The following is a 24,178-nucleotide window of genomic DNA, read 5'->3' as shown; positions in this document are numbered from 1 at the left end:
CTACATCGCTTCTTTTTTCTGTCCGATAACAGATCGTTCTAAAATCTCTGTCACATCAAGAGTTTGAACTTTCTCTTCTACCTCTTTCGCTTTCGTTCCATCACTGATCATCGTTAAGCAATATGGACAACCTGTACCGATAATGGATGGCTGTACAGCTAATGCTTGTTCTGTACGAGCAACGTTAATACGAGAACCTGTTGTTTCTTCCATCCACATTAAGCCACCACCTGCGCCACAGCACATTCCAGTTTCACGGTTACGTGCCATTTCTACAAGATTCACTCCAGGAATCGCTTTCAAAATATCACGTGGCGCTTCGTACACTTCGTTGTATCTTCCTAAATAACAGGAATCATGGTACGTAACTGTTTCTTCAATAGCGTGAACAGGCTTTAAGCGTCCTTCTTTCACCCACTGAGCTAACAATTCTGTATGATGATAGACTTCTGCTTGCAAGCCAAAGTCCGGATACTCATTTTTAAATGTGTTATAAGCATGAGGATCAATCGTAACGATTTTCTTCACTCCTGCCTTTTCAAATTCTTCGATATTCTTTGTCGCCATCTCTTGGAATACAAATTCATTTCCAAGGCGGCGTGGTGTATCTCCAGAATTCTTTTCTTTATTACCGAGAATTGCGAATGAAATGCCTGCTTCGTTCATTAACTTCGCAAACGATATCGCAATCTTCTGACTACGATTGTCGTATGATCCCATTGAACCAACCCAGAATAAATACTCGAATTCCTCCCCAGCTTTTGATTTTTCTTTTACAGTTGGAACTGTTACTTCGTCATCACCTTGGCGCCATGTTTCACGCTCTTTACGGTTCAGACCCCACGGATTCCCTTGACGCTCGATATTTGTCATCGCGCGTTGTGCTTCCGCGTCCATTTTTCCTTCTGTTAAAACGAGATATCGACGTAAATCAATAATTTTGTCAACATGCTCATTCATAACTGGACATTGATCTTCACAGTTACGACACGTTGTACATGCCCAAATTTCTTCTTCTGTAATAACATCTCCGATTAAACTCGGATCGTAAGCGAGAGTTGTAGCCGCTGATTCTTGTTGTCCTTTTCCAGCCGCCATCATCGCTAACTGATTTCCTTGTGTATTATTGAAGGCAACTACTGGAACCCACGGTGCTTTTGATGTTACCGCAGCTCCTTTATCAGTTAAATGATCACGAAGTTTTAAAATTAAGTCCATCGGCGATAACATTTTTCCTGTTCCTGTTGCCGGACACATATTTGTACAACGACCACACTCTACACAAGCGTATAAGTCAATAAGTTGATTTTGTCTAAAGTCTTCAATTTTACCAACACCAAATGTTTCTTGCGTTTCATCTTCAAAATCAATCTTTTCAAGCTTCCCTGGGTTTGAAAGACGACCGAAGAATACATTAGCTGGTCCCGCAATTAAATGCGCATGTTTTGATTGTGGAACATAGACTAAAAACGTTAACAAAATTAGTAAATGCACCCACCAAGAAAAATAGAACACTGAAATTGCTACGGTTTCATTTATCCCGCTAAAAACGTAAGCGATTGCAGAAGCGATTGGTTCACTCCATGAAAGCTCCTCGCCATGCCATATAAGTCCCATACCGTTACCAAGTAGCACAGAAATCATTAAGCCACCGATAAAGATAAGAACAAGACCTGATTTGAAGTTACGTTTTAAACGAACAAGCTTTTCTACATAACGTCTATGAAAAGCCCAAAATACTGCAATTAAAATAACAAGTGTGACAATTTCCTGGAAGAATGTAAATGCAGGGTATAGTGGTCCAAGTGGAAGATGTGATCCTGGTGCGAGTCCTTTCCAAACGAAGTCAATTGCTCCAAATTGGACAAGAATAAATCCGTAAAAGAACATAACGTGAATGATGCCGCTTTTCTTATCTTTCAGCAGCTTTTTCTGACCGAAAACATTGACCTTAAGGAGATCCCAACGCTCTTTAAAACGACGGTCAAATTCAATTTTTTTTCCTAATTGTATGTAGGCCATTCTCGTCCGTATAAGATATACAAACAAATATCCTGCATAAGCAATAACAGCAATGGCAGCCAGCCAATTAATGATCAGTAAGCTATTCATTTTTATGCTACCCCTCTCTTTGTAAGCCCTCTTTCTTTTTTGAATCTTCAAAAATATATAATTTTCTGAATTATATCCCCTATCCCCATTATATAATGAGTGAGCATTCAGTCAACAGTTTTTTGTTATAGAACAACACATTTTTTCATAAAGCTGTTTATTTCGGTGAAACTATAAAGTGAAACTTTAATCAGTAGGGCTTTTACGGGCAGTTGATTTCCAAACTAACTTCTACTTATCCACCAGTTTTTGAGGTGAGAGGCTTACTGCCCGTTAAAGCGGGATAAAGTGAAACTTTAATCAGTGCAACATACTATCATCTGATGAAATTTATAATAACAGCCGTGCTACCCGTATCATTTGTAACACACTGAAGGTGAAAAGAATGCGAAGGAGGGAATTCACTGATGCTCTACTTATCTCTTTTGTTAATATCCGTTGCTCTTTGGATTACAATTGATCTTTCATACGGAAGATTTCTTCATTTAAAACGGGTAAGCTCTCGCACTTTCCCTTTACGTCAAAGTGATTTTCACCTTTATACATACGGGAAAGATTTGTATGACGCTTTATTTACTGATATAAAACAAGCACAGCACCACATTCATATTTTATTCTTCATTGTAAAAAACGATAAAATCAGTCGCGAATTTTTAAAGTTGTTGATTGATAAGGCTCAGGAAGGAATTGAAGTACGACTTTTACTTGATCGATTTGGCAGCCATTCTTTATCAAACGAAGCTATTCGCTCCCTCCGAAAACATGGTGTATCTTTTTCATTTTGTCATAAGGTAAAATTTCCTCTGCTTTTCTTTTCTGCCAATCAAAGAAACCATAGAAAAATTACAGTGATTGATGGGAAAACTGGCTATATCGGGGGATTTAATATCGGCGAAGAGTATCTGGGGCATAATGAATATTTAGGATTATGGCGAGACTATCATTTACGTCTTACAGGAGAAGGGGTTCAAGATTTACAAAAGCAATTTTTGCATGACTGGTTTGATGATACGAAACAGGATTTATTGGATGCTTCTCTTTATTTTCCAAAACAAAACCCAGGTACCATACTGCATCAATTTATTCCGACTGATGGTGCTTATTTACAGCATACTTTTTTACATTTAATTAACGGAGCAAAAAAAGAAATCTGTATCGGTACACCATATTTCATTCCTGGAAAAAAAATTATGAATGCCTTATTAAAAGCAAGAGAAAGAGGGGTTCAAATCACAATTCTTGTTCCAGAAAAAGCTGATCACCCTCTCGTTCGAGAAGCAAAATTCCCGTACTGCCGAAAATTAATACAGGCTGGTTGCAATATTTATGCATTTCAACAAGGTTTTTTTCACGCCAAAATTATTATAGTGGATAATGATATTTGTGATATCGGAACAGCAAACTTTGATATGAGAAGTTTATATATTAACCATGAAATAAACTGCCTGTTATATAATAAACATTTCATTCAAACAGTAAAAAATAAATTCCATGAAGACCTAAAGAATGCATCCATACTTTCCTATAGCGATGTAAACCCAACTTCTCTTATCGATAGAGGAAAGGAATGGATTGGAACAATGCTTGCTTTCTTTTTATAGGAAAGACAATGAATAAAAGAGGTGTATCTTATATGATTATGCGGTTTGGATATGTCTCACATGCAATGGCACTCTGGGACTGTTCTCCTGCCAAAACAATGACGTTTACAAGCTTTAAGAAACTTAGCAAGCAAGAGCGAGAAGACAAACTGTATCATGTTATAAGGCAAAATTTAGAGCACACAATACGTATCCTTCATTACAATATAGCACATGAAATCCCACTATATCGCCTATCGTCTTCCATCGTCCCACTTGCAACACATCCCGAAGTCGAGTTTGACTATATTGGGGTATTCACACCACTTTGGCATAAAATAGGGGCTTTAATTAAAGAACACAATTTACGAATAAGTTTTCATCCGAATCAATTTACGCTATTTACAAGCGACAAACCACATATTACTACTAACGCTATTACGGATATGACTTATCATTATAAAATATTGGATGCTATAGGCATTGCAGATTCTTCTTACATTAATATTCATGTAGGTGGAGCCTATGGAAATAAAGAAAAGGCAATTGAGCGCTTCCATGAAAACATAAAAAAACTTCCTACACATATAAAAAAACAAATGACTCTTGAAAATGATGATAAAACCTATACAACCGCTGAAACTTTATCCATTTGCCAAAAAGAAAATATTCCATTTGTATTTGATTATCATCATCATATGGCCAATCTTTGCGAGGAACCACTAGAAGAGTTGCTTCCTGCAATTTTTGAAACTTGGTCACATACAAATATCTCTCCTAAAGTTCACATTTCCTCCCCGAGATCGGAAAAAGAATTTAGGGCTCACGCTGAATATATCGATTTAGAGTTTATTAAGCCTTTCTTACACATTGCAAAAAAACACAATCATAATTTCGATATTATGATTGAAAGTAAACAAAAAGACTTAGCACTATTCCAATTAATAGATGAACTTTCTGCTATAAGAGGAATTAAAAGAATAAGTGGTGCAATGTTACAGTGGTAAATTGTAACTTTGCACCATTTTTTCAAAAAAGTAATTTTTATAGTAAAAAACATTCTGTTTTATATGCTATTATTTAAATTAGCATTTTCTCCCCGAGATTCAACTTTATTGAAACGGAGTCATAATATGATTAATCAAAAAAAGTATATACAATCTGTCATAATATACATATTTATATTTGCTCTTTGGATATTCCTTATACCAAATGAGTCGAATATAAAAGAAATCGGGATTCTTTTCTTATTCTGTTTCGCTGCACTTTTTTCTTGCTATTGCTTATGTAAAGCGATTAGAAAAATGACGCATGGTGATAAATTATTTTGGATTTTATTATTATGTACTTGTCTATGCGGGTTAGCTATGGAAATAACTTTATTTCTTCCTTCACTTTCTATTCATAAGCAAGTTATATTCTCATATAAAGCATTACCTTTTTTTATCATACAATATGTTTTACTCTTTGTTGGATTTGCTATAAAGTTTATAAAAATTTACTCTATTAAGGGTCTTGCTCAATTTTCATTCGATAGCATCTTTATTGTTATTATGAACATTTATTTCACTTTAACTTTTATCTTGGACCTTTCAAGCTTCCGTATGTTAACAAAGGAAACTTGGATTTTAATTGGCTATTTTATTGCACAATCATTAGTAATTTACGCCGTTATTAGTCTTTATAGAAGAGAACAATATTCTTCTAGTAGAATCGCATTAATTATCGGTTTCACTATTATACTCGTATACGGTTACATTCATCTGTTTCAATTAAATTTTGGGATGAAAACTTCTCCTGAATTTAATTATTTAATACACACTGCTTCTATTTTATTAATTGGACTTTCTTCCATACTATATATCTTGGATAAACCAATGCAACATGAAACGAAAGCAAAATATTATCGATTCGATTATGTACGTTTTATACTACCTTATTTTAGTATAATTATTACTTTTTCCTTTATTATCATTCAACCTTGGGATGATAAATTTATGTTAATTGGTCTCGTATTATCACTTATTTTGTTATTCTTGCGGCAACTTTACATGTGGAAAGATAATCAAGTACTAATCCTTACATATGAACAGTTGACTACACAACTAGAGGACGAAGTTGAAGAAGGTGCATTTGCATTATCAAAAAGTGAACAACGCTATAAGTCTTTATTCGAAGATCATCCCGATGCCGTTTTCTCTTTAAATATGAATGGCATTTTTCAACAATCTAATAAGGCATGCGAAAGCTTATTTACTGCCTATTATTGTGAAGTAGCAAGCTATTCTCTGGTACACTTCATTGATTCAAAAGACCACGAACTACTAAAGAAGGCTTTACAAATTACAAAGGAAGGTAGGCCACAAACGTTAGAAGTTCGTACAAAAGAACAAGAAGGCTATTATTATTATCTTCATATTACACTTATCCCTACTTTTATAAACAAAGAAGTGGTCGGAATGTTTGGGATAGCGCGTGATATTACAACTTTATATGAAAAACAAAAACAAGTAGAGCATTTAGCCTTTCACGATGCACTTACTGGATTACCAAATCGCCGAAAGTTCGAAAAAGATTTAAAAGCCATTTTAAATACAGCCCAAACTAACGCAAATGATGTTGCCGTCATATTCCTTGATTTAGATCGATTTAAAAAAATTAACGATAGACTTGGTCATGACGTAGGAGATTTATTATTAATTGAAGTAGCAAAAAGATTACGCGGTTGCTTGCGTTCAAAAGATATCGTCGCTCGCCAAGGTGGAGATGAGTTTACAATTCTATTACCAGAAATGTACTCAGAAAAAAGTGCAATTTTTATAGCTGAACAGATTTTAACTATTTTAAACAAACCATTCTTCATTCAAGGCGAAGAACTCTCTATTACACCAAGTATCGGAATTGCGATGTACCCTGATTATGGAACTAATGTAAATGAGTTAATGAAAAATGCTGATATGGCTATGTACCGTGCGAAAGCAAATGGAAAAAACAGATTTGTTTTCTTCTCAAAAGAAATGAGTATCGCTCAAAATGAAATTCAATTCTTAGAAGGTGAACTTTCAAAAGCATTACAACAAAATGAATTTTTCCTTGAATACCAGCCACAAGTAAGCACAAAAACAAAACAAATTATCGGTTTTGAAGCATTAATACGTTGGAAGCATCCAAAACTCGGTATCGTATCTCCTGCCCAATTTATCCCTCTAGCAGAGGAAACTGGTTTTATTATTGAACTTGGCAATTGGATTTTACGTACTGCCTGCTTAGAGGCAAAAAGATGGCATAATCAAGGTTTTTCTCACTTAAAAGTTGGTGTAAATTTATCTGTTGTTCAATTTAACCATGCAGATTTAATCCCAACTATTTCAAAGGTGTTGGAAGAAACAGAACTGAAACCAGAAGCACTAGATATTGAAATTACGGAAAGCATCGCAATTAATCAAAATCAATCTGTAGTTGCAAAACTAGAACAACTTCAAAATCTCGGTATTCAAATTTCAATCGACGACTTTGGAACTGGTTATAGTTCTTTAGCTTATTTAACAAAATACCCAATCAACACATTAAAAATCGCTCGAGAGTTTATTTGTGGAATTACAACTAGTCCTTTAGAAGAAGCAATTGTCTCTTCCATTATTACACTATCAAAAGAACTAAATTTAAAAGTGATTGCAGAAGGTGTAGAAACAGCAGAAGAATGGGAATTTTTACATAAACAAAATTGTGATCACATTCAAGGATTCTTTATTAGCAAACCTGTTTCTAGTAAAGACGTTTGGATGTTACTCCATAAAAAAACAACCGCCTAAGTAAGACGGTTGTTTTTTAATATTCAAAAGGTAAATCTTTAGCTAATTGTACCTCTTGATCGTTATGAGAAATTATATGGCTTTTCTCTAATGCCGTATCGCCTAATGAAATACCCCATGCCATCGCTAACGTTAATAAACTACCAATAAGTAATTTCTTCATATTCCATCACCCACATTTTTTATTTTAATATATCATGAAAATTTATCCCTATTATATGCAATTATGCATACCCATTTTTTAGGATATTTATCTACTGATTTTATTTACGAGCGCTTCTTTATATGCATGCATTTCTAATATATCAAAAAAGAAACTTGCCTTTTTATATGCATCTTCAACCTCTGCCTCATCGTACTCCAACTTCCCTAGGCATTCACCTCTTTGATAATATAGCTGTCCAATTAATGCCATACTATTAATTCGGCATGATATTTCAATCGCTTTATTTACTTGATAAAGTGACTCTTCATATTGATTATCTAAATATAATGCTTTTGCATGATTATATCTTACCTTCACTTCAAATTCTTCATTATCATGCAATACATCTAATTGTTTTAATATATCTTCAAATAACTCAATACTCTTCTTAAAATAGCTATTTTCAGCATAAATATTTGCAATCGCATTTTCTATATAAAGATTTTGGTATACGTCTATTCCAGCTAACTGTTGATTTAACAATTTTTTCAATTCTAAAATACAATATTCGTAATCGATTTTCTTTAATATGTAAGCTGCTACATGATATTGCCATTGAAGAAACTGCTGAAATTCAGGATGATATTCTTCCTTTTTCAGCTCATTCCATACTTTATTATAAATTTCTTTATATCTTTTTTGCTTACAAAGCATAATGATTTGATCTTTAAACTGTTTTTTTCTTTCAATATCAGAATAAATGAGTACCTCATAAAAATGAATAATGGGAACTTGTAATTTTGCTGCGATACCTTGCAATATATCCATACTTGGGTATACCGCGCCCGATTCAATCCTGCTCACTTCCGATTGATGACATATGTTCTCGGATAACTGTTTCTGTGTTAATCCTCTCATCACCCTAATTTTCTTAATTTCACTTCCTAATTTTTCTGCGTGCATACTTACTCACCATCCCATTAGAACAATCTAATTTTTTGAGTTGTCATACCACTACAATAATGTGAATTCGACAATTTTTGATATGAAATAATGCATAATATATATAAAATTCGGCAAATTTTTCATACAATTCATCTCACATACAATAATAGATTAGGAGTGTTATAGATGAATTATAGAAAACTTGCTAGTGCTTTCGTTACATTCGGTCTTCTTTGCCCTTTATCAACAGAAGCTATTCATGCTCAAGAATTAGACAAAGGTGCAGTCAAAGTTGAAATTGCTCAGCCTGGTTTAACAATCGGTAAATTAACACAACCTCAAAATGATACGAAAGAAAATATTGCTAAAAAGTATTTAAAAGGTGAGGTAAATGGGGCGAAAGCTCAACAAGAACAAGTCACTACTGAAAAAAATGTAGATTTCCAACCTACAAATAAAGAAACCAAAGAAAATCAAACCGAAGTTCGCCTTGCACAAACATATAAGAACTATAAAGTATATGGCCAAGATCTCATTGTAAAAGTAGATAAAAATGGAGTAATCACAACTGTTAGTGGTAAAGTTGTTCAAAATTTAAATCAACAACCTAATCTTACTATAACAAATTTTTTGTCGAAAAATGAAGTAAAATCTAAATTACGCGATATAGTTCAAATTCCAAGTGATGCAGTTGAGACAGAATTCTCTAGCGAAACCGTTGTTTATAAGAAAAAAGATGGCTATTATACATTCGCAACTGTTATTACATTTACTTATGAAAACAATGAACAAATTATAAACGGCAATGCTATAGTTGATTTAAAAACTGGCGAAGTACTTTTCCAAGAAAAATTCATTAAAAACAAAGAGAATAAGACTATAAATCAAGTAACATCACCTAGATTATCCCCCGCAAGTGAGCAAGGAACTGGGAAAAATGCACTTCAAGAAAACATCTCTTTCAATATTGCCAAAGGAACTGATGGAAAATTTTATTTAGCGGATTTATCACGCGGAAATGGTATTTATATTTATAATGCAAACTACGCCGATTCCCTCGGGGGATATAGTCAAGCTGGTTATCCAGGGACACTAATTTCAAGTAGTACTCCTAATTTTGCAGATAAAGAAGCCGCGGGCGCTATGAAGAACATGAGTGATATTTACGATTACTTTAAGAAAGAACATAATCTAAAAAGTTACGACAATAAAGATTCAAAAGTTGTCGCTAGTGTACACGGTTTTGATTCTACTGAAGTTAGTGATGGTGTAAAAGAAGACTATGTAAATGCATTTTGGCATCCCGCTTGGAACCAAATGGTATTTGGTGATGGTTTAGACGGAAAACTAACATCCGCTCTTGATGTAACAGCTCATGAATTTGGACATGCTGTATTTAGTGGCACGACGAAAAATAAAGTCGTGAGATATCCAAGCGCTGAAACATCTGCACTAAACGAGGGATTAGCGGATTTCTGGGGTACACAAATCGAATATTACGTAAAGAAAGATAAAGGAAACTGGATTATGGGCGATACATTAGGTGGCCTAACAATTCGTGATATCCCAAGGGAAATTGGTGACGGCGGTCATAAATTATATACAAATTTACAAGATTTCTATAACGATGGTAATAATCAAGAATCACACGTGAATTCTGGTATTATCAGTCACGTATTATATCAATTAGCTGAAGGTAAAACATATAACGGTGTTGCTGTTCAAAAGCAAGGAAATGAAAAAGTAAGTAAAGTTGTTATGCGTACATTGCAAAATTATGCAACTTCCGCTGAAGACTTTGAATCACTTCAATCTCATATTGTACAAGCTGCAAAAGATTTATATGGCACTGCCGTATCAAATGAATTTGCAAAGGCATTTGAAGCACACGGTTACAAACCGTTACAAAAAATAAATAAAGTAATAGCGGTACAATAATAAAAAAAGAAGTTTACCAATCATAGGTAAACTTCTTTTCATATCCAACCCTTTTCTTCCGCAATTGTAATTGCCTCAATTCTATTTTTCGCATCGAGCTTCGTTAATACTTCAGAAATATAATTACGCACTGTACCCGGTGAAAGATAAAGTGCCTTCGCAATTTCGTTTGCCGTCTTTCCTTCTTTCGCAAGCAACAATACTTCCTTTTCGCGATCTGACAACGGATTTTGCTCCTGCCATAGGCCGAACATTAAATCTTGGGAGACCTCTCGTTTCCCCTTCATTACATTACGAATTGCTGCTGCTAAATCTTCACTTGGGCTATCCTTTAACAAATAGCCGTGCACACCAGCTTTCATTGCTCTTTCAAAATATCCCGGCCGTGCAAATGTTGTTAAAATTATTACTTTACATAATGATTTTTCTTTCTTTAACGCTTCAGCAACATCTAATCCACTTTGAATCGGCATTTCAATATCCATAATACTTATATCCGGTTTTAACGATTCAATTAATTTTAGTGCCTCTTCCCCGTTTGCCGCTTGCCCAATTACTTCGATATCATCTTCTAGATCAAGTAGGGCCCCTAATGCACCACGAAGCATCCGTTGATCTTCTGCAATAATAATTCGAATCATGCCCTCACCTCATCTTTTCCTGTTCTAATAACAACTGGAACTTTTACTGTTAACAACGTCCCTGGATTGATTGTACCTAGTTCAACAAATCCATCAATAAGAGCAATTCGTTCTTTCATGCCGCGGATACCATTTCCATCATGATTTTGATCTGTTAAACCGATTCCGTTATCTTCTACTTTCAAAATCAGCTCACCTTGTGATTCTAATACAGAAACTGCGCATCGCGTTGCCTTACTATGTTTTACAACATTTGTAACGGCCTCACGTAAACACATCCCGACAATATTTTGTTCAATTGGTGATAACGAGCTCGATCTTGCTTCTTGCCTCACTTCTAATTCAATATTAGCTGCTTGTAAGATCGCTTTTATTTGCTCTAGCTCTTCTTCTACCGTAATCATACGCATATCAGAAATTAATTCTCTCAGCTGTTTTAAGGCTGTACGAGACGTTTGTGTAATTTCCTTCGCTTCCACACTTGCACGCTCCGGATTTTTCACAATTAACTTCTCTACAAGCTGGCTTTTCAAAGTAATAAGAGATAACGTATGTCCTAATGTGTCATGAAGATCTCTTGCAATCCGCTGCCGTTCTTCACGTTTTACTAAGTCTTTAATTTGCTCGTTTGCTTCATTCAGTTGGTTCTTTAACATCTTTTTCTGATTAAAATTGCGCATACCAAATGGCGTAAGAAGCATTAAAATAAACATCGGAACGATATTTACTAAACTTGTAGTTGTTAGTTGATTCATATTTACAAATAAAAATGCTCCAAGCATGATAACTAACGAACATAACAGCACTCGAAATACTTTCTTATTTGGCGCAAATCCCATCGCACTTGCTGTGAAAAAGCCAAAAAATATCATAAAAGGATTATAAAATAAAGCAAATAAAAAGATGAGTACCATTTGAATACACGCCCAAAAAACAAACGTCCTCTGAACAAAATAAAGCTGACGGTATGTGACGATAAAAATTATCAACATACCGCTTCCTATTACAAGCTTCCATCCTGATGCCTGCGCTAAGTGATAAATTGGAAATAATAGATAAACAAACCACATATACGGGAAGAATCCCATATGTTTCGGAAAAATCTCAATCCTCTTCTTCTCTATCATTTATACCGCTTCCTGTCTTTTTCTTATATATATTGATACTACAACAAATATAAGGAAATAACCTCCTAATACCGCGATATTTTCCCATCCAATTGATTTTCCAGCTACAATATCCCACGCACCGCTTCCGAAGTGGTATGTTGGTGTCCATTCACCAATTGTTCTTAATATTTTTGGGAATACTTCAATCGGCATCCATAACCCACCAACTATAGCTAAACTCATATTTAAGATATTTGCTAAGCCAGCAGCTGCGTCCGCCTTCTTAATGGAACCTATTACTGTTCCTAATGCTAAAAATGGTGTTACCCCTAACAATAACCATAACCCCGCACCAATCCATTGCCCTACCGTTAACTCAACATGATTAATCAATATCCCTGCTATAAAAATAACTAAGATTGAAAAAGCATTCACCACTGTTTGGGCAATAATTTTAGCAGTTATATACGCACCCTCTGGAAGTGGTGTGATTTTCAAAAGATGTGTCCATCCTTGCCCTCTTTCCTGAGAAAGTCTCACACCGAAACTAAAGAGTGCAGTCCCTACAATACTGAAAGTTGCCATCGAAATTAAATAGTGTGCTTTCCACGCATCTCCGTTTTGTGGTACTTGAACAACATTTGTAAAAATGTAGTAAAACATAACAGGCATTAATAATGAGAAAAAGATAAATAATTTATTGCGGAATGTACGTAAAATTTCTATTTTGCATTGCATCCATAATGCTCTCATGCGATTTCCTCCTTCTGATTTGCGACAAACTGTTCAAATGCTTCATCAAGGCTTCCACGTTCAACTGAAACATCTATTACAGGTAAATTCCTTTGATAAATGGCTTTTAAAGTTGCATCCGTATCCTCCGTTGTTAAAATGAAGCGTCCTTCGTTTGACTTTACTTCTGTTACATTTGGTAATTCCTTTAGTAACTTTGTAGGAATGCTTTCCTTCGAGTAAAATGTGATTGTTTTTCGCGAAATCGTTGCTTTCATTTCGTCTGGTGTACCATCTGCGATAATCTTTCCGTTCGCAAATAATAAGATACGATTTGCTAAAGCATCTGCTTCTTCTAAATAATGCGTCGTTAAAATAATCGTTTTCCCTTCACTTGCTAACTTTCGAATCGTTTCCCAAAACGTTCTTCGAGACGTAATATCCATTCCGACTGTCGGCTCATCTAAAAATAACAAATCTGGATTTCCCGCAAGTGCAAGCGCAAAGTTTAACCTTCTTTTTTGCCCACCTGATAACTTCTCACATCTTTGCTTTCGCTCTGATTCTAAATTTGATAACTGCAGTAACGTTTCTTTCGCTATAGGATTCGTATAATAACTACGGAATAACTCAATTGCCTCTTCCACCGTAATACTATCAATGACACTTACTTCTTGCAGCATCGCACCGAGGCTATTACGAACATCTCTATGCTTTGGACTCTTTCCAAATATAAAGACCTTACCTTCTGTTGGGTCCTTTAATCCAAGCATCATCGACATCGTCGTTGTTTTCCCCGCACCATTCGGACCAAGTAACGCTACTATTTCCCCTTTATTTACATGAAATGAAACATTATTTACTGCGTTTTTATGTTTAAATGTTTTAGAAACACCATTTACTTCAATAATCTTTTCCATCTCTCCACCCCCGCTGTTTCTTATATTTACATTGTATTACTTGGAAAACTTAGGAAACAGTATGATGCGTCATGACATCGATATGACAATTGTCATGTATTCTTTATGAGAGGAATCAACCCGCATACCGCAAGCGAGTAGCAGGACGAAAATAAACATGATACAATCGGATAAGATATATATTCGAGGAAGGACAGTGGTTTTCATGATTATTCGTAATGAACAAGATTTAGAAGGCTTACGAAAAATCGGCCGCATCGTTGCGCTTGCACGTGAAGAAATGAAAAAACAAGCGAAGCCAGGTATGACAACGAAAGAGCTTGATTTGATCGGTAAAAAAGTATTAGATGAGCATGGTGCTATTTCTGCACCTGAAAAAGAATATGATTTCCCAGGTGTAACTTGCATTAGTGTAAATGAGGAAGTTGCTCATGGTATTCCAGGAGATCGCGTATTAAAAGAAGGCGACTTAGTAAACGTCGATGTATCTGCTGCACTTGATGGCTATTATGCAGATACAGGTATCTCATTTGTTCTTGGAGAAGACGAAGCAAAAGAAAAGCTTTGCCAAGCAGCAGTTGATGCATTTTGGGCAGCAATGAAAAAGGTTAGAGCTGGCTCAAAACAAAATCAAATTGGTCGTGCTGTTTCAAACTTCGCACATAAAAGTGGATACAATGTTATTCAAAACTTAACTGGTCACGGCATTGGTCTTAGCTTACATGAAGCACCAAATCACATTTTAAGTTACTATGATCCAATGGATAATGCGCTTCTAAAAGACGGTCTTGTTATCGCTGTAGAACCGTTCATCTCTATGAAAGCTGATCATATTATTGAACGTGGTGACGACGGCTGGACATTCGTTACACCTGATAAAAGTCTTGTTGCACAATGTGAACATACCGTTGTCGTAACGCGCGGCGAACCAATAATTTTAACAGAAATCTAATACCAAAAACGGCTGTTTTGTAGATTTATTCCACATAAAACAGCCGTTTTTATTTTTGGGAAAATATGTGAACTACTGTTGTACTCTTTATCATTTAAGTATATAATCTTTAGCGGAGGTTACTTAAGCTTATCTTTACTAAAAAGATATTGTAACTAAGGAGTAAAACACCTTCTTTCTTATTGTTTAAACAGTCTCAAAAATGACCGTAGTAACGTGTTAGTCGAATATTCTGTAATTCTTATATTCCTCTAACAATGTAAGAAACTATCATCTTTCAACTTCGGTCCACTAATCGCACAACTCTCTTTAGACAAAATAAATGACTATTTTCAAAGTACATATTGTCTTCATTCTGACCAAAACCAACCCTATCTAGCTTTTTATCTCCACATAACTTTAAGGCAAAAATAAGCCTTCACAAAGGGATACACTACATTGGTTAGTATGTATCGTAAAACTTACCTTTATAACCATTCTTTTTTACTAGATATACATGAAAACTATCTCACATATAAAGGTCTGATATCATTCTTTAATATCAGTATTTTTTTCGACATTTTTTGTCGAATTGTGTATATTTCCACAGAACTGTGTAAATATACATTTTGTTTTACGTTAAATAATATTACTTTGAACATAATCCTACTTGTCTGAGAACGCGTATAGAAACGGAGGGATAGCAAAAAGTAAATAGCTTATAAAAAATACTTTTTATATTCCATTTGTTCATGTGGAATAAGTCCCCAATGGACAAATGAATGTTCAGAGGAGGAAAAATGAAAAAACTTTTCAATGTATGTTTAATTGTATTCGTACTATTTTCGCAACTTGCTAGTTTTCCATACAATCAAGTAAAAGCGGAAACCTTAACAGGAGATTCCTTATTTGACACTGTTGAAATGAAAGATGCAACGAATCATATTATTGACGAAGCATTAAATCCTAAAAACTTAATAAATGCAGGATCAATCATTCACCTAGAATATGCTTGGTCAATAAAAGATCATCAAATTGCACAAGAAAAAGATGCAACAGTTCTTCAAATACCTAACGCATTAAAAGTAAAAAATGACCAACAAGGAAACTTGATGGCAGATCAACAAATTATTGGTCAATATTTTGTTACGGCAAACGATAACAAAATGAAAATAGTCTTTAACGATTCAGTAAAAGATTCAAAAGGTGTTAAGGGAAAAATTAAATTTGACACTGTATTCAATCCAGATTTAAAACCTGGCATAAAAGCCGTCCCACTCACTTTCCCTCTAGGTACAGTAGCTAAGACTATCTCAGTTCCTGTTCAAGTAGATAACCCTACTTCACCTACTATTAATAGTGATGATGCTAAGCAGACTACCGAAGAGCAAAAGAACGGTGACGCACAGCAACCTACTGAACAGCCAAAAGATGGTGAAACACAGCAGAAACCTGCGGAACAACCAAAAGACGGGAATCCTCAGCAGCCTGCGAAACAGCCGAAAAACGGGAATCCTCAGCAGCCTACGGAACAGCCAAAAGATGGCGGGACACAGCAACCTACTGAGAACCCTGGTGATAACACAACAGGGCAACCTATTGAAAATCCAGACCCATCACCTAAGCAAATTAAAGAAAATATTTTAACAAGCGTAAAATTAACAGATAAAGACGGAAAACCATTTAATGATACAGATAATCGTCCAAATCCTGATTCTGCTGCCAATATCGATTTTACATGGGAAGTTTTAGAATCATTAAAAGTAAAAAAGGGAGATTACTATATTTTCCAACTACCGGAATATTTTATCGTCCACAACACCATTACACAGCCTTTAGTTGATGGAACTGGACATGAAATTGGGACGTTCGTTGTTGACTTAAACGGAAAAGTAACTATGACTTTTAACGAGTACGTTGAAGACAATCCTAATATAGATGGTCATTTAAAAGTTGGTACGGAATTCAATAAAACAAAAATTAAAGGGACTACGGAACAAAAAATTCCTTTCCCAATTAAAGAACAAGACGTTATTATCGAGCTTGATTTCAAACCTAATGTAAAGAAATCTATGAATAAAAAAGGTATACCTGATAGACCGATTAATACGAATCAAATCAATTGGACAGTCGAAATGAACAAAACAAAAGACATTCTTACAAACGCTGTCTTCCAAGACAATATTCCAAATGGAGCCAATCTCAATGAAGATTCTATTAAGGTTTATGAGTTAGAAGTAGATATTAACGGGAAAACGACTCGTGGAGCCGAAGTTAGTAAAGAAGAATATACACTCACTTCATCCTCCGATAAATTAAATATCGCTTTTAAAAATGAAACGAAAAAAGCATATCAAATTGAATATGCGACAAAAATTACTGACGAAAGTGTTACTAGTTTCAAAAATGAAGCAAAAGTATCCAGCAAGAATCAAGAAGATGTATCCGCAAATGCAACTGTAACTGTTTCACGCGGTACACATCTAGAGAAAACTAGTAAATATAATCCAAAAACACAAACAATTGAATGGACAATTACTTTCAACGGTGACCAGAGAGATATTAAACAATCTGATGCGCTTTTAAAAGACATCTTGGACAAATCTCATAAAGTTGATGCAAGTTCTATCGTGGTTAAAAATGCTTCTTATGATAATAACGGAAAACTTGTTACAGGTGACAACGCCACAAACTTTACTGTAAAAGAAACCGATGAGGGATTTGATTTACAATTTAATGAAGATATTAATAGTGCCTATGTGATTACTTATACATCGAAAGCCAAGAATGATGTTATACAAGATGGCGAAATCGAAAATACAATTATTGCAGATGGAAAATGGAGTAAAACAAACAAAGTTACATTACAACAACAAAACATCATAAAGAAACATAATAAAAATGCAAACGATACAGATTACAATAAGAAAACAACGAAATGGACAATTATTGTAAATGATAACAATTACGTGTTAAATGATGCTGTTATCACTGATACGTTTGACTATAGTGGACTTACATTACAAAAAGATAGTTTCAAAATTACTGATGGATCAACTGAACTGAAATTAGACTCTGATTACACACTTGATGTAACAGCTGACGGATTCAAAGTAACACTAGCTGGTATTTATAAGTCTAATATGGATAAAACTTTAACCATCACGTACACAACAGACTTTAATTACGAGACTCTATCTAAAAAGGATGATAATAAATCATTCAAAAATACAGCTGAGTTATCTTGGAAAGATATAAATGGGAACGATAAAAATAGTAAATCTCATGATAGATTCAATCCTGACGGCTATACAAAAGGAAACGGATTTAAATACGGTTCTTACAATGCCCAAACGAAAGAAATCAAATGGGACATAGGGTTTAACTATAATAACAGGACTATTAAAGACCCTTCTATCGTTGACGTACTAGAAAACAATCAAAAACTTATACCAGACTCCATTGAGATTCATCATATGGAATTAACTGGTGGTGCAGACGGTTATAAATTAGGGGCACTTGTTTCCCCTGACGAATATACGGTAGAAAATGCAACGAAAGATAATAAAAATACATTAACGATTCATTTTAAAAATGAAATTAAAACAGCGTACCATATCAGCTTTAAAACTTCACTTGCAGGTGAAGAAATTAATAAGCGCTATGATAATTACGCCAAATTAAAAGATGGATCGGAAACTATCGCCAATATTCATGGTGCATTCGAGATCAAAAATGGTGGTAGCGGCGTTACGAAAAAAGCAAAACAAAATGACAAGTACATTGATTGGAGCGTTTCTATTAATGCAAGTCAATCAACGATTGAAAATGCTGTCGTAACAGACGATCCGACAGACAATCAAATTCTCGATGAAAAGTCATTCCACCTATATGGGACAACAGTAGCCGTGGATGGCACTTTAACGAAAGATACAACAAACGAATTAAAAGAAGGAAAAGACTATAAACTCAAAATAACAACAGACAACAATACGGGGAAACAACAATTTACAATTGAATTTCTTCATACTATTGATCGAGCTTATATTTTAGAATACCGTTCACTCATTAATGCAGACAATAATGAAAAGGTAAGCAATAAAGCGAAGATTACTGGTAATAGTTTGAAATTAACAGAAACTGAAAAAATTGAAGAAATAGTAGTTAAAGTATCTTCTGGATCTGGAGGCGGTTCTGCTACTAAGGGACGCGGAAACCTTCAAATTAAAAAAGTAGATAATGCAGATCCAAATAAAATTTTATCTGGCGTAGTATTTACTTTATTCGATCGCACAGGTACAACTGCTATTCGAACAATTACAACAGATGACAATGGTATCGCTCAGTTTAACAACTTAAAACGCGATGAATATCTGCTTAGAGAAATGAAAACTCTTGATGGCTATGTCATTAGTAAAGAATTAAAAGCAGGTAAACTTGTTAAGCTTGGTGCAGAAGAAACTACAACATATACTCTTAAAAACGAGAAATTTGTTGGAAAAGTAGTACTTACAAAGACCGATGCTCATAACAAAGAAAAGCTTAAAAATGCAGTTTTCTCTCTGCTTGATCAAAACCATAATGTCATTCCTGAACATAAAGAATTAATAACAAATGATAAAGGACAAATTACTGTAGATAATTTAAAACCAGGAACTTACTACTTAAAAGAAATAAAGGCTCCTGAGCATTATCAATTAGATGATCGACTTATTGAATTTAAAATCGAGGAAGATCAAACAACAGTAATTAATAAAGAGGCCCAAAACAGCTTAATTAGAGGCTCAGCTATCCTAAAGAAAGTTGATAAAGAGGGTAATACTTTAGAAGGTGCAGTATTTAGTGTACGGGACCGAAATAACAAAAAAATCCCTGGTTATACCAAATTAACGACAAATGGTAACGGACAAATCGAAGCGAAAAATTTACTTCCTGGAGAGTACCAATTTGTTGAAGAAAAAGCACCTGAACATTATGAAATAGATAAAAAACCGCTTAAATTTACAGTTGAAAAGAGCCAACAGAAAGCACTTACTGTTACAGCGACAAATCACCTCATTAAAGGTGGTGTCACTTTAACGAAAGTCGATGATGTCGATGGCACTGCCCTTGAAGGTGCTGTATTTAAAATTGTCGATGCGAATGACGAGAAACAAGTAATTCGTGAAAATATAAAAACAGGTTCAGATGGAAAAGTTACCGTTAAAGATCTAGAGCCTGGTGCTTATAAATTTATCGAAACAGAAGCTCCTAAGGATTATACGTTAAGTACAAACCCTATCGAGTTTACAATTGATAAAAGCCAACAAACTCTTGCTACTGTTACGGCAAATAACAGCTTAAAAACGGGCGAGGTTGAATTATTAAAAGTTGATGAGTTTGGTGAGAAAAAACCACTAGAAGGTGCTGTATTCAAACTTGTCGATACAAATAATAATGACGTTTCCCCTCACACTAACTTAACTACTGATAAACACGGTAAAGTTAAAGTTAGTAACCTACGTCCTGGTACGTATAAATTTATTGAAATAGCTGCTCCTGAACATTACGTTTTACGAGCAGAACCTATTGAATTTACAATCGATAGAAGTCAGAAAGAAACTCTACTTGTGAAAGCTGAAAATGCTTTAAAACCAGGAGATGTTGAATTAACAAAAGTTGATGATATCGATGGTACAGCTCTTGAAGGTGCTGTATTTAAAATTGTTGATGCAAATGATGAAAAGAAAGTTATTCGCGAAAATGTAAAAACTGGTGCGGATGGTAAAGCTATCGCTACTGGCTTACGCCCTGGCGATTATAAATTTATCGAAGTAACAGCACCGAAGTATTACGACAAAAATACAAAACCAATTAAATTTACGATTACAGAAAGTCAAACAACTCAGGCTACTGTTACCGCTAAAAACAGCTTAACAAAAGGCGGTATTGAGTTAACAAAAGTGAATGCTGCAGATGAAAAGGAAACACTTGAAGGTGCAGTATTTAAAATCGTTAATAGAGATACTAATGAAGATGTTCGTACGGACCTTGTTACGAATAGTAAAGGAATGCTAGTTGTAGATGACTTACGTCCTGGTAACTATAAGCTTATCGAAACAAAGGCTCCAACTTATTACGATGTAAATGTAGAACCAATTGAATTTACAATCGAAAAAGGACAACAAAAACTCCTTCCACTTACATTTAAAAATAGTTTAACGAAAGGAAAAGTTAAACTTATTAAAGAAGATGATGTGGAAAGTAGTAAAGCTCTTGCCGGCGCTGTATTCACATTGCAAGATGCAACTGGCAAAGAAATTATGAAAGATTTAACAACAGATGATTACGGAGTATTAGTTATTCCTGATTTAGCACCAGGGGATTATCAATTTATCGAAACAAAAGCCCCTGAACATTATAAATTAGACAAAACACCTATTAAGTTCACAATTAAAAAAGGTAGTAAGGAAGATCTTCCTATCCCTGTTACTGTAAAAAATAGTTTACTTACAGGTGGCGTCACTTTAACAAAAGTTGATGATGTTGATGGCACTACTCTTGAAGGTGCAGAATTTATAATCGTTGACGCTCATGATACTAAAAAGGTAATTCGCAAAGGTTTAACAACTGATAAAAACGGTAAAATTTCTGCTTCTGATTTACGTCCTGGAGACTATCAATTTATTGAAGTAAAAGCTCCAAAAGACTATACCTTAAGCAAAGACCCTATTCCATTCACTATCGAAAAAAGTCAAAAAGAGAATATTACTGTTACTGCTACTAACAGTTTAAAGAAAGGTGCAGTAACATTAACAAAAATTGATGACATCGATCGTACGATGCTCGAAGGTGCAATCTTTAAGATTGTGGATATGAATGGTAAGGAAGTTCATACGAATCTTGTTACAGATAAAAACGGTAAAATTTCTGTTTCTGATTTACGCCCTGGAGACTATCAGTTCATTGAAACAAAAGCTCCTGAGCACTATGTATTAGATGAAACAACGATTCCATTTACAATTGAAAGAAGTCAAACGAAAGAGATCAATGTTACAGGCAAAAATGCTTTGAAAAACGGTAGCGTTGAACTAACAAAGATTGACGATATTGATATAACTACAAAACTTGCTAACGCCGTATTTAATTTATTAGATGCAGACGGAGAGCTAGTTAAAGAAGGCTTAAAAACAAATGATGAAGGTAAAATTGTTGTTGAAAACCTACGTCCTAGTACGTATCAATTCGTTGAAACAATTGCTCCTGAACATTACGATTTAGATAAAAAACCTATCGTATTTACAATTAAAAAGAGCCAAACTGAAACTCTTCATATCACTGCTACAAATGCTTTAACAAAGGGTGCAGTTAAACTTTCTAAAGTAGACGATGTTGATGGCACTGTTCTTAAAGATGCAGTATTTAAAATTGTTAATATGAACGGTGATGTAGTTCATAAAGACCTTGTTACAAATGAACAAGGAATAATCGAAATTAATGACCTACGTCCTGGTGATTACCAATTTATCGAAACGAAAGCTCCTAAGCATTACGTTTTAGATGAAACACCAATCAAATTCACTATTGAAAAAGGACAGAAGAGAGCTATTTCTTTAACTGCTACAAATAGCTTAAAACAAGGTAGTATCGAATTACTTAAAGTTGATGATTTAAACACTCAAACAAAACTTGCCGATGCGGTATTTAATTTACTGGATCAAGATGGCAAAGTACTTAAAACAGATTTAAAAACAAACAGTGAAGGTAAAATCGTTATCGAAAACTTACGTCCTGGTACGTATCAATTCGTTGAAATAACGGCTCCTGAACACTATGATTTAGACAAAAAACCAATTATATTTACAATTGAAAAAAGCCAAAAAGATATTGCTACCGTTACTATGAAAAATAGTTTAACAAAAGGCGGCGTGGAACTTTCTAAAGTGGATGACGTCGATGGCACTACTCTTGAAGGCGCAGTATTTAAAATTGTGGATATGAATGGTACTGTAATTCGCAAAAATCTTGTTACGAATCAACAAGGTAAAATTAGCGTTTCTGACCTACGTCCTGGTGATTATCAATTCATCGAGACAACGGCTCCGAAACACTACGATTTAAACAAAGAGCCAATTCCATTCACAATTACAAAGAGCCAAGCTGATCCTATCTCCGTTACAGCTACAAATAGCTTAACGAAAGGCGCTGTGGAACTTTCTAAAGTGGATGATGTAGATGGTACTGCTCTTAAAGATGCGGTATTTAAAATTACTGATCTGAATGGTAACGAGATTCGTACTGAGCTTACAACAGATGTACATGGAAAAATTTCTGTTTCTGATTTACGTCCTGGGGACTATCAGTTTGTTGAAACGAAAGCTCCTGAACACTATAAATTAGATAGTACACCTATTAAGTTTACAATTAAGAAAAGCCAAAAAGAAAAGCTCCAAGTTACTACTACAAATAGCTTAACTGAGGGTGCTGTAGAATTAATAAAAGTGGATGATATAAATCCAGATACAAAACTTTCTGATGCAGTGTTTAACATCATCGATGCGAAAGGTAAAATTGTTCGCACTGATTTAACTACTGATAAAGATGGTAAGATTACTGCTACGAACTTACGCCCAGGAGACTATCAATTCATTGAAACGAAAGCTCCTAAGCATTACGATTTAAATAAAACACCTATTAGCTTCACTATCGAAAGAAGTCAACTAACTCACGCTTCTGTTACTGCTAAGAATGGCCTAACAAAAGGTGGCGTGGAATTAACGAAAGTTGACTCTATAGATAAGAAAGAAATGCTAGAAGGTGCGGTATTTAAAATTACTGATCTGAACGGTAACGACATTCGTACGAATTTAGTTACCAATAAAGACGGAAAAATCATCGCTAAAGACTTACAACCAGGAGACTATCAATTTATTGAAACAAAAGCTCCTAAACATTACGACTTAAATGAAAAACCAATTAAGTTCACAATCGAAAGAAGTCAAACAAAGCATGTCTTCGTTACAGCTATTAATAGCTTAACGAAAGGTAGTGTTGAGTTAATTAAAGTTGATGATGCCAAGCAAAACACAACACTTGAAGGTGCAGTATTTAAAATTGTTAATAAGGATGGACACGATGTTCGTACCGATTTAACTACTGATAAAAACGGCCGTTTAGTTGTGGATGAATTACCGCCAGGAGACTATGAGTTTATCGAAACAAAAGCTCCTGAACACTATGACTTAAACAAAACACCTATTAAGTTCACAGTTAAAAAAGGCCAAGAAAAAATCGCCTCTGTTACTGCTACGAATAGCTTAACTAAAGGCGCAGT

13 protein-coding genes are annotated in these 24,178 nt (G+C 34.7%); 6 read left to right on the top strand and 7 right to left on the bottom strand.

Going from position 1 to position 24,178, the window contains the following annotated elements; translation table 11 throughout:
• Window positions 1-2,112: a (Fe-S)-binding protein gene (locus DN400_RS19050; protein ID WP_001086772.1), complete on the bottom strand. Its 2,112-nt coding sequence runs from the start codon at window positions 2,110-2,112 to the stop codon at window positions 1-3.
• A 407-nt stretch (window positions 2,113-2,519) separates the two neighbouring features.
• Here DN400_RS19050 and cls point away from each other — a divergent pair, with 407 nt between their 5' ends.
• The 3 genes from cls to DN400_RS19035 all read left to right on the top strand — a co-directional run bounded on the left by cls (window position 2,520) and on the right by DN400_RS19035 (window position 7,504).
• Window positions 2,520-3,713 (top strand): cardiolipin synthase, encoded by a 1,194-nt coding sequence (gene cls, locus DN400_RS19045; RefSeq protein ID WP_065229604.1) that lies wholly within the window; start codon window positions 2,520-2,522, stop codon window positions 3,711-3,713.
• A gap of 32 nt (window positions 3,714-3,745) precedes the next feature.
• The gene (gene uvsE, locus DN400_RS19040) at window positions 3,746-4,699 is read left to right on the top strand and encodes a UV DNA damage repair endonuclease UvsE (protein ID WP_065229632.1); all 954 of its coding nucleotides are present in this window, start codon (window positions 3,746-3,748) and stop codon (window positions 4,697-4,699) included.
• A 126-nt stretch (window positions 4,700-4,825) separates the two neighbouring features.
• Window positions 4,826-7,504, top strand: coding sequence for a DUF4084 domain-containing protein (locus DN400_RS19035; protein WP_065229605.1), 2,679 nt, complete (start codon window positions 4,826-4,828; stop codon window positions 7,502-7,504).
• Window positions 7,505-7,520: 16 nt separating this feature from the next.
• Here the strand turns inward: DN400_RS19035 and DN400_RS19030 are convergent, their stop codons facing one another.
• Together DN400_RS19030 and plcR are read right to left on the bottom strand one after the other, a co-directional pair.
• Entirely contained in the window at window positions 7,521-7,667 is a 147-nt protein-coding gene (locus DN400_RS19030) for a quorum-sensing peptide PapR (RefSeq protein ID WP_000734730.1), read from the bottom strand.
• Window positions 7,668-7,754: 87 nt separating this feature from the next.
• Window positions 7,755-8,612: a transcriptional regulator PlcR gene (gene plcR, locus DN400_RS19025; protein WP_000542919.1), complete on the bottom strand. Its 858-nt coding sequence runs from the start codon at window positions 8,610-8,612 to the stop codon at window positions 7,755-7,757.
• Window positions 8,613-8,780: 168 nt separating this feature from the next.
• Here plcR and DN400_RS19020 point away from each other — a divergent pair, with 168 nt between their 5' ends.
• Complete coding sequence (locus DN400_RS19020) at window positions 8,781-10,532, top strand: M4 family metallopeptidase (RefSeq protein ID WP_001109501.1); 1,752 nt, start codon at window positions 8,781-8,783, stop codon at window positions 10,530-10,532.
• A gap of 38 nt (window positions 10,533-10,570) precedes the next feature.
• Here DN400_RS19020 and DN400_RS19015 read toward each other — a convergent pair whose 3' ends face one another.
• Genes DN400_RS19015 through DN400_RS19000 form a run of 4 tightly spaced genes read right to left on the bottom strand, consistent with a single transcriptional unit; the run spans window position 10,571 to window position 13,934 of the window.
• Window positions 10,571-11,173, bottom strand: a complete 603-nt coding sequence (locus tag DN400_RS19015) for a response regulator transcription factor (protein ID WP_063549173.1) — start codon at window positions 11,171-11,173, stop codon at window positions 10,571-10,573.
• Window positions 11,170-12,300, bottom strand: coding sequence for a sensor histidine kinase (locus DN400_RS19010; RefSeq protein ID WP_061661111.1), 1,131 nt, complete (start codon window positions 12,298-12,300; stop codon window positions 11,170-11,172). Before DN400_RS19010 ends, DN400_RS19015 begins: the two co-directional genes overlap by 4 nt.
• Window positions 12,301-13,035, bottom strand: a complete 735-nt coding sequence (locus DN400_RS19005) for an ABC transporter permease (protein WP_001202428.1) — start codon at window positions 13,033-13,035, stop codon at window positions 12,301-12,303.
• A complete protein-coding gene (locus DN400_RS19000; RefSeq protein WP_016513273.1) occupies window positions 13,032-13,934 on the bottom strand; it encodes an ABC transporter ATP-binding protein in 903 nt (300 codons plus the stop codon). Before DN400_RS19000 ends, DN400_RS19005 begins: the two co-directional genes overlap by 4 nt.
• A gap of 157 nt (window positions 13,935-14,091) precedes the next feature.
• Between DN400_RS19000 and map the strand changes: the two genes are divergently transcribed.
• Together map and DN400_RS18990 are read left to right on the top strand one after the other, a co-directional pair.
• Window positions 14,092-14,886, top strand: coding sequence for a type I methionyl aminopeptidase (gene map, locus DN400_RS18995; protein ID WP_003313889.1), 795 nt, complete (start codon window positions 14,092-14,094; stop codon window positions 14,884-14,886).
• Between the two features lie 779 nt (window positions 14,887-15,665).
• Window positions 15,666-24,178: SpaA isopeptide-forming pilin-related protein (locus DN400_RS18990; RefSeq protein WP_147801863.1), on the top strand; the 8,513-nt coding region annotated here is incomplete at its 3' end.

This window comes from Bacillus sp. AR8-1, assembly GCF_008042345.1.
GTDB classification, from domain to species: Bacteria; Bacillota; Bacilli; order Bacillales; family Bacillaceae_G; genus Bacillus_A; species Bacillus_A cereus.
Note: the sequence above shows the minus strand (reverse complement) of the source record. Positions and strands in the feature narration are given on the sequence as shown.

Excerpts from the sequence above, each read along its gene's own strand:
- DN400_RS19005 (WP_001202428.1), bottom strand. The coding sequence starts at position 13,035 with ATGAGAGCATTATGGATGCAATGCAAAATAGAAATTTTACGTACATTC.
- map (WP_003313889.1), top strand. The coding sequence starts at position 14,092 with ATGATACAATCGGATAAGATATATATTCGAGGAAGGACAGTGGTTTTC.
- plcR (WP_000542919.1), bottom strand. The coding sequence starts at position 8,612 with ATGCACGCAGAAAAATTAGGAAGTGAAATTAAGAAAATTAGGGTGATG.
- DN400_RS19030 (WP_000734730.1), bottom strand. The coding sequence starts at position 7,667 with ATGAAGAAATTACTTATTGGTAGTTTATTAACGTTAGCGATGGCATGG.
- DN400_RS19000 (WP_016513273.1), bottom strand. The coding sequence starts at position 13,934 with ATGGAAAAGATTATTGAAGTAAATGGTGTTTCTAAAACATTTAAACAT.
- cls (WP_065229604.1), top strand. The coding sequence starts at position 2,520 with ATGCTCTACTTATCTCTTTTGTTAATATCCGTTGCTCTTTGGATTACA.
- DN400_RS19010 (WP_061661111.1), bottom strand. The coding sequence starts at position 12,300 with ATGATAGAGAAGAAGAGGATTGAGATTTTTCCGAAACATATGGGATTC.
- DN400_RS19015 (WP_063549173.1), bottom strand. The coding sequence starts at position 11,173 with ATGATTCGAATTATTATTGCAGAAGATCAACGGATGCTTCGTGGTGCA.
- uvsE (WP_065229632.1), top strand. The coding sequence starts at position 3,746 with ATGATTATGCGGTTTGGATATGTCTCACATGCAATGGCACTCTGGGAC.
- DN400_RS19035 (WP_065229605.1), top strand. The coding sequence starts at position 4,826 with ATGATTAATCAAAAAAAGTATATACAATCTGTCATAATATACATATTT.
- DN400_RS19020 (WP_001109501.1), top strand. The coding sequence starts at position 8,781 with ATGAATTATAGAAAACTTGCTAGTGCTTTCGTTACATTCGGTCTTCTT.
- DN400_RS19050 (WP_001086772.1), bottom strand. The coding sequence starts at position 2,112 with ATGAATAGCTTACTGATCATTAATTGGCTGGCTGCCATTGCTGTTATT.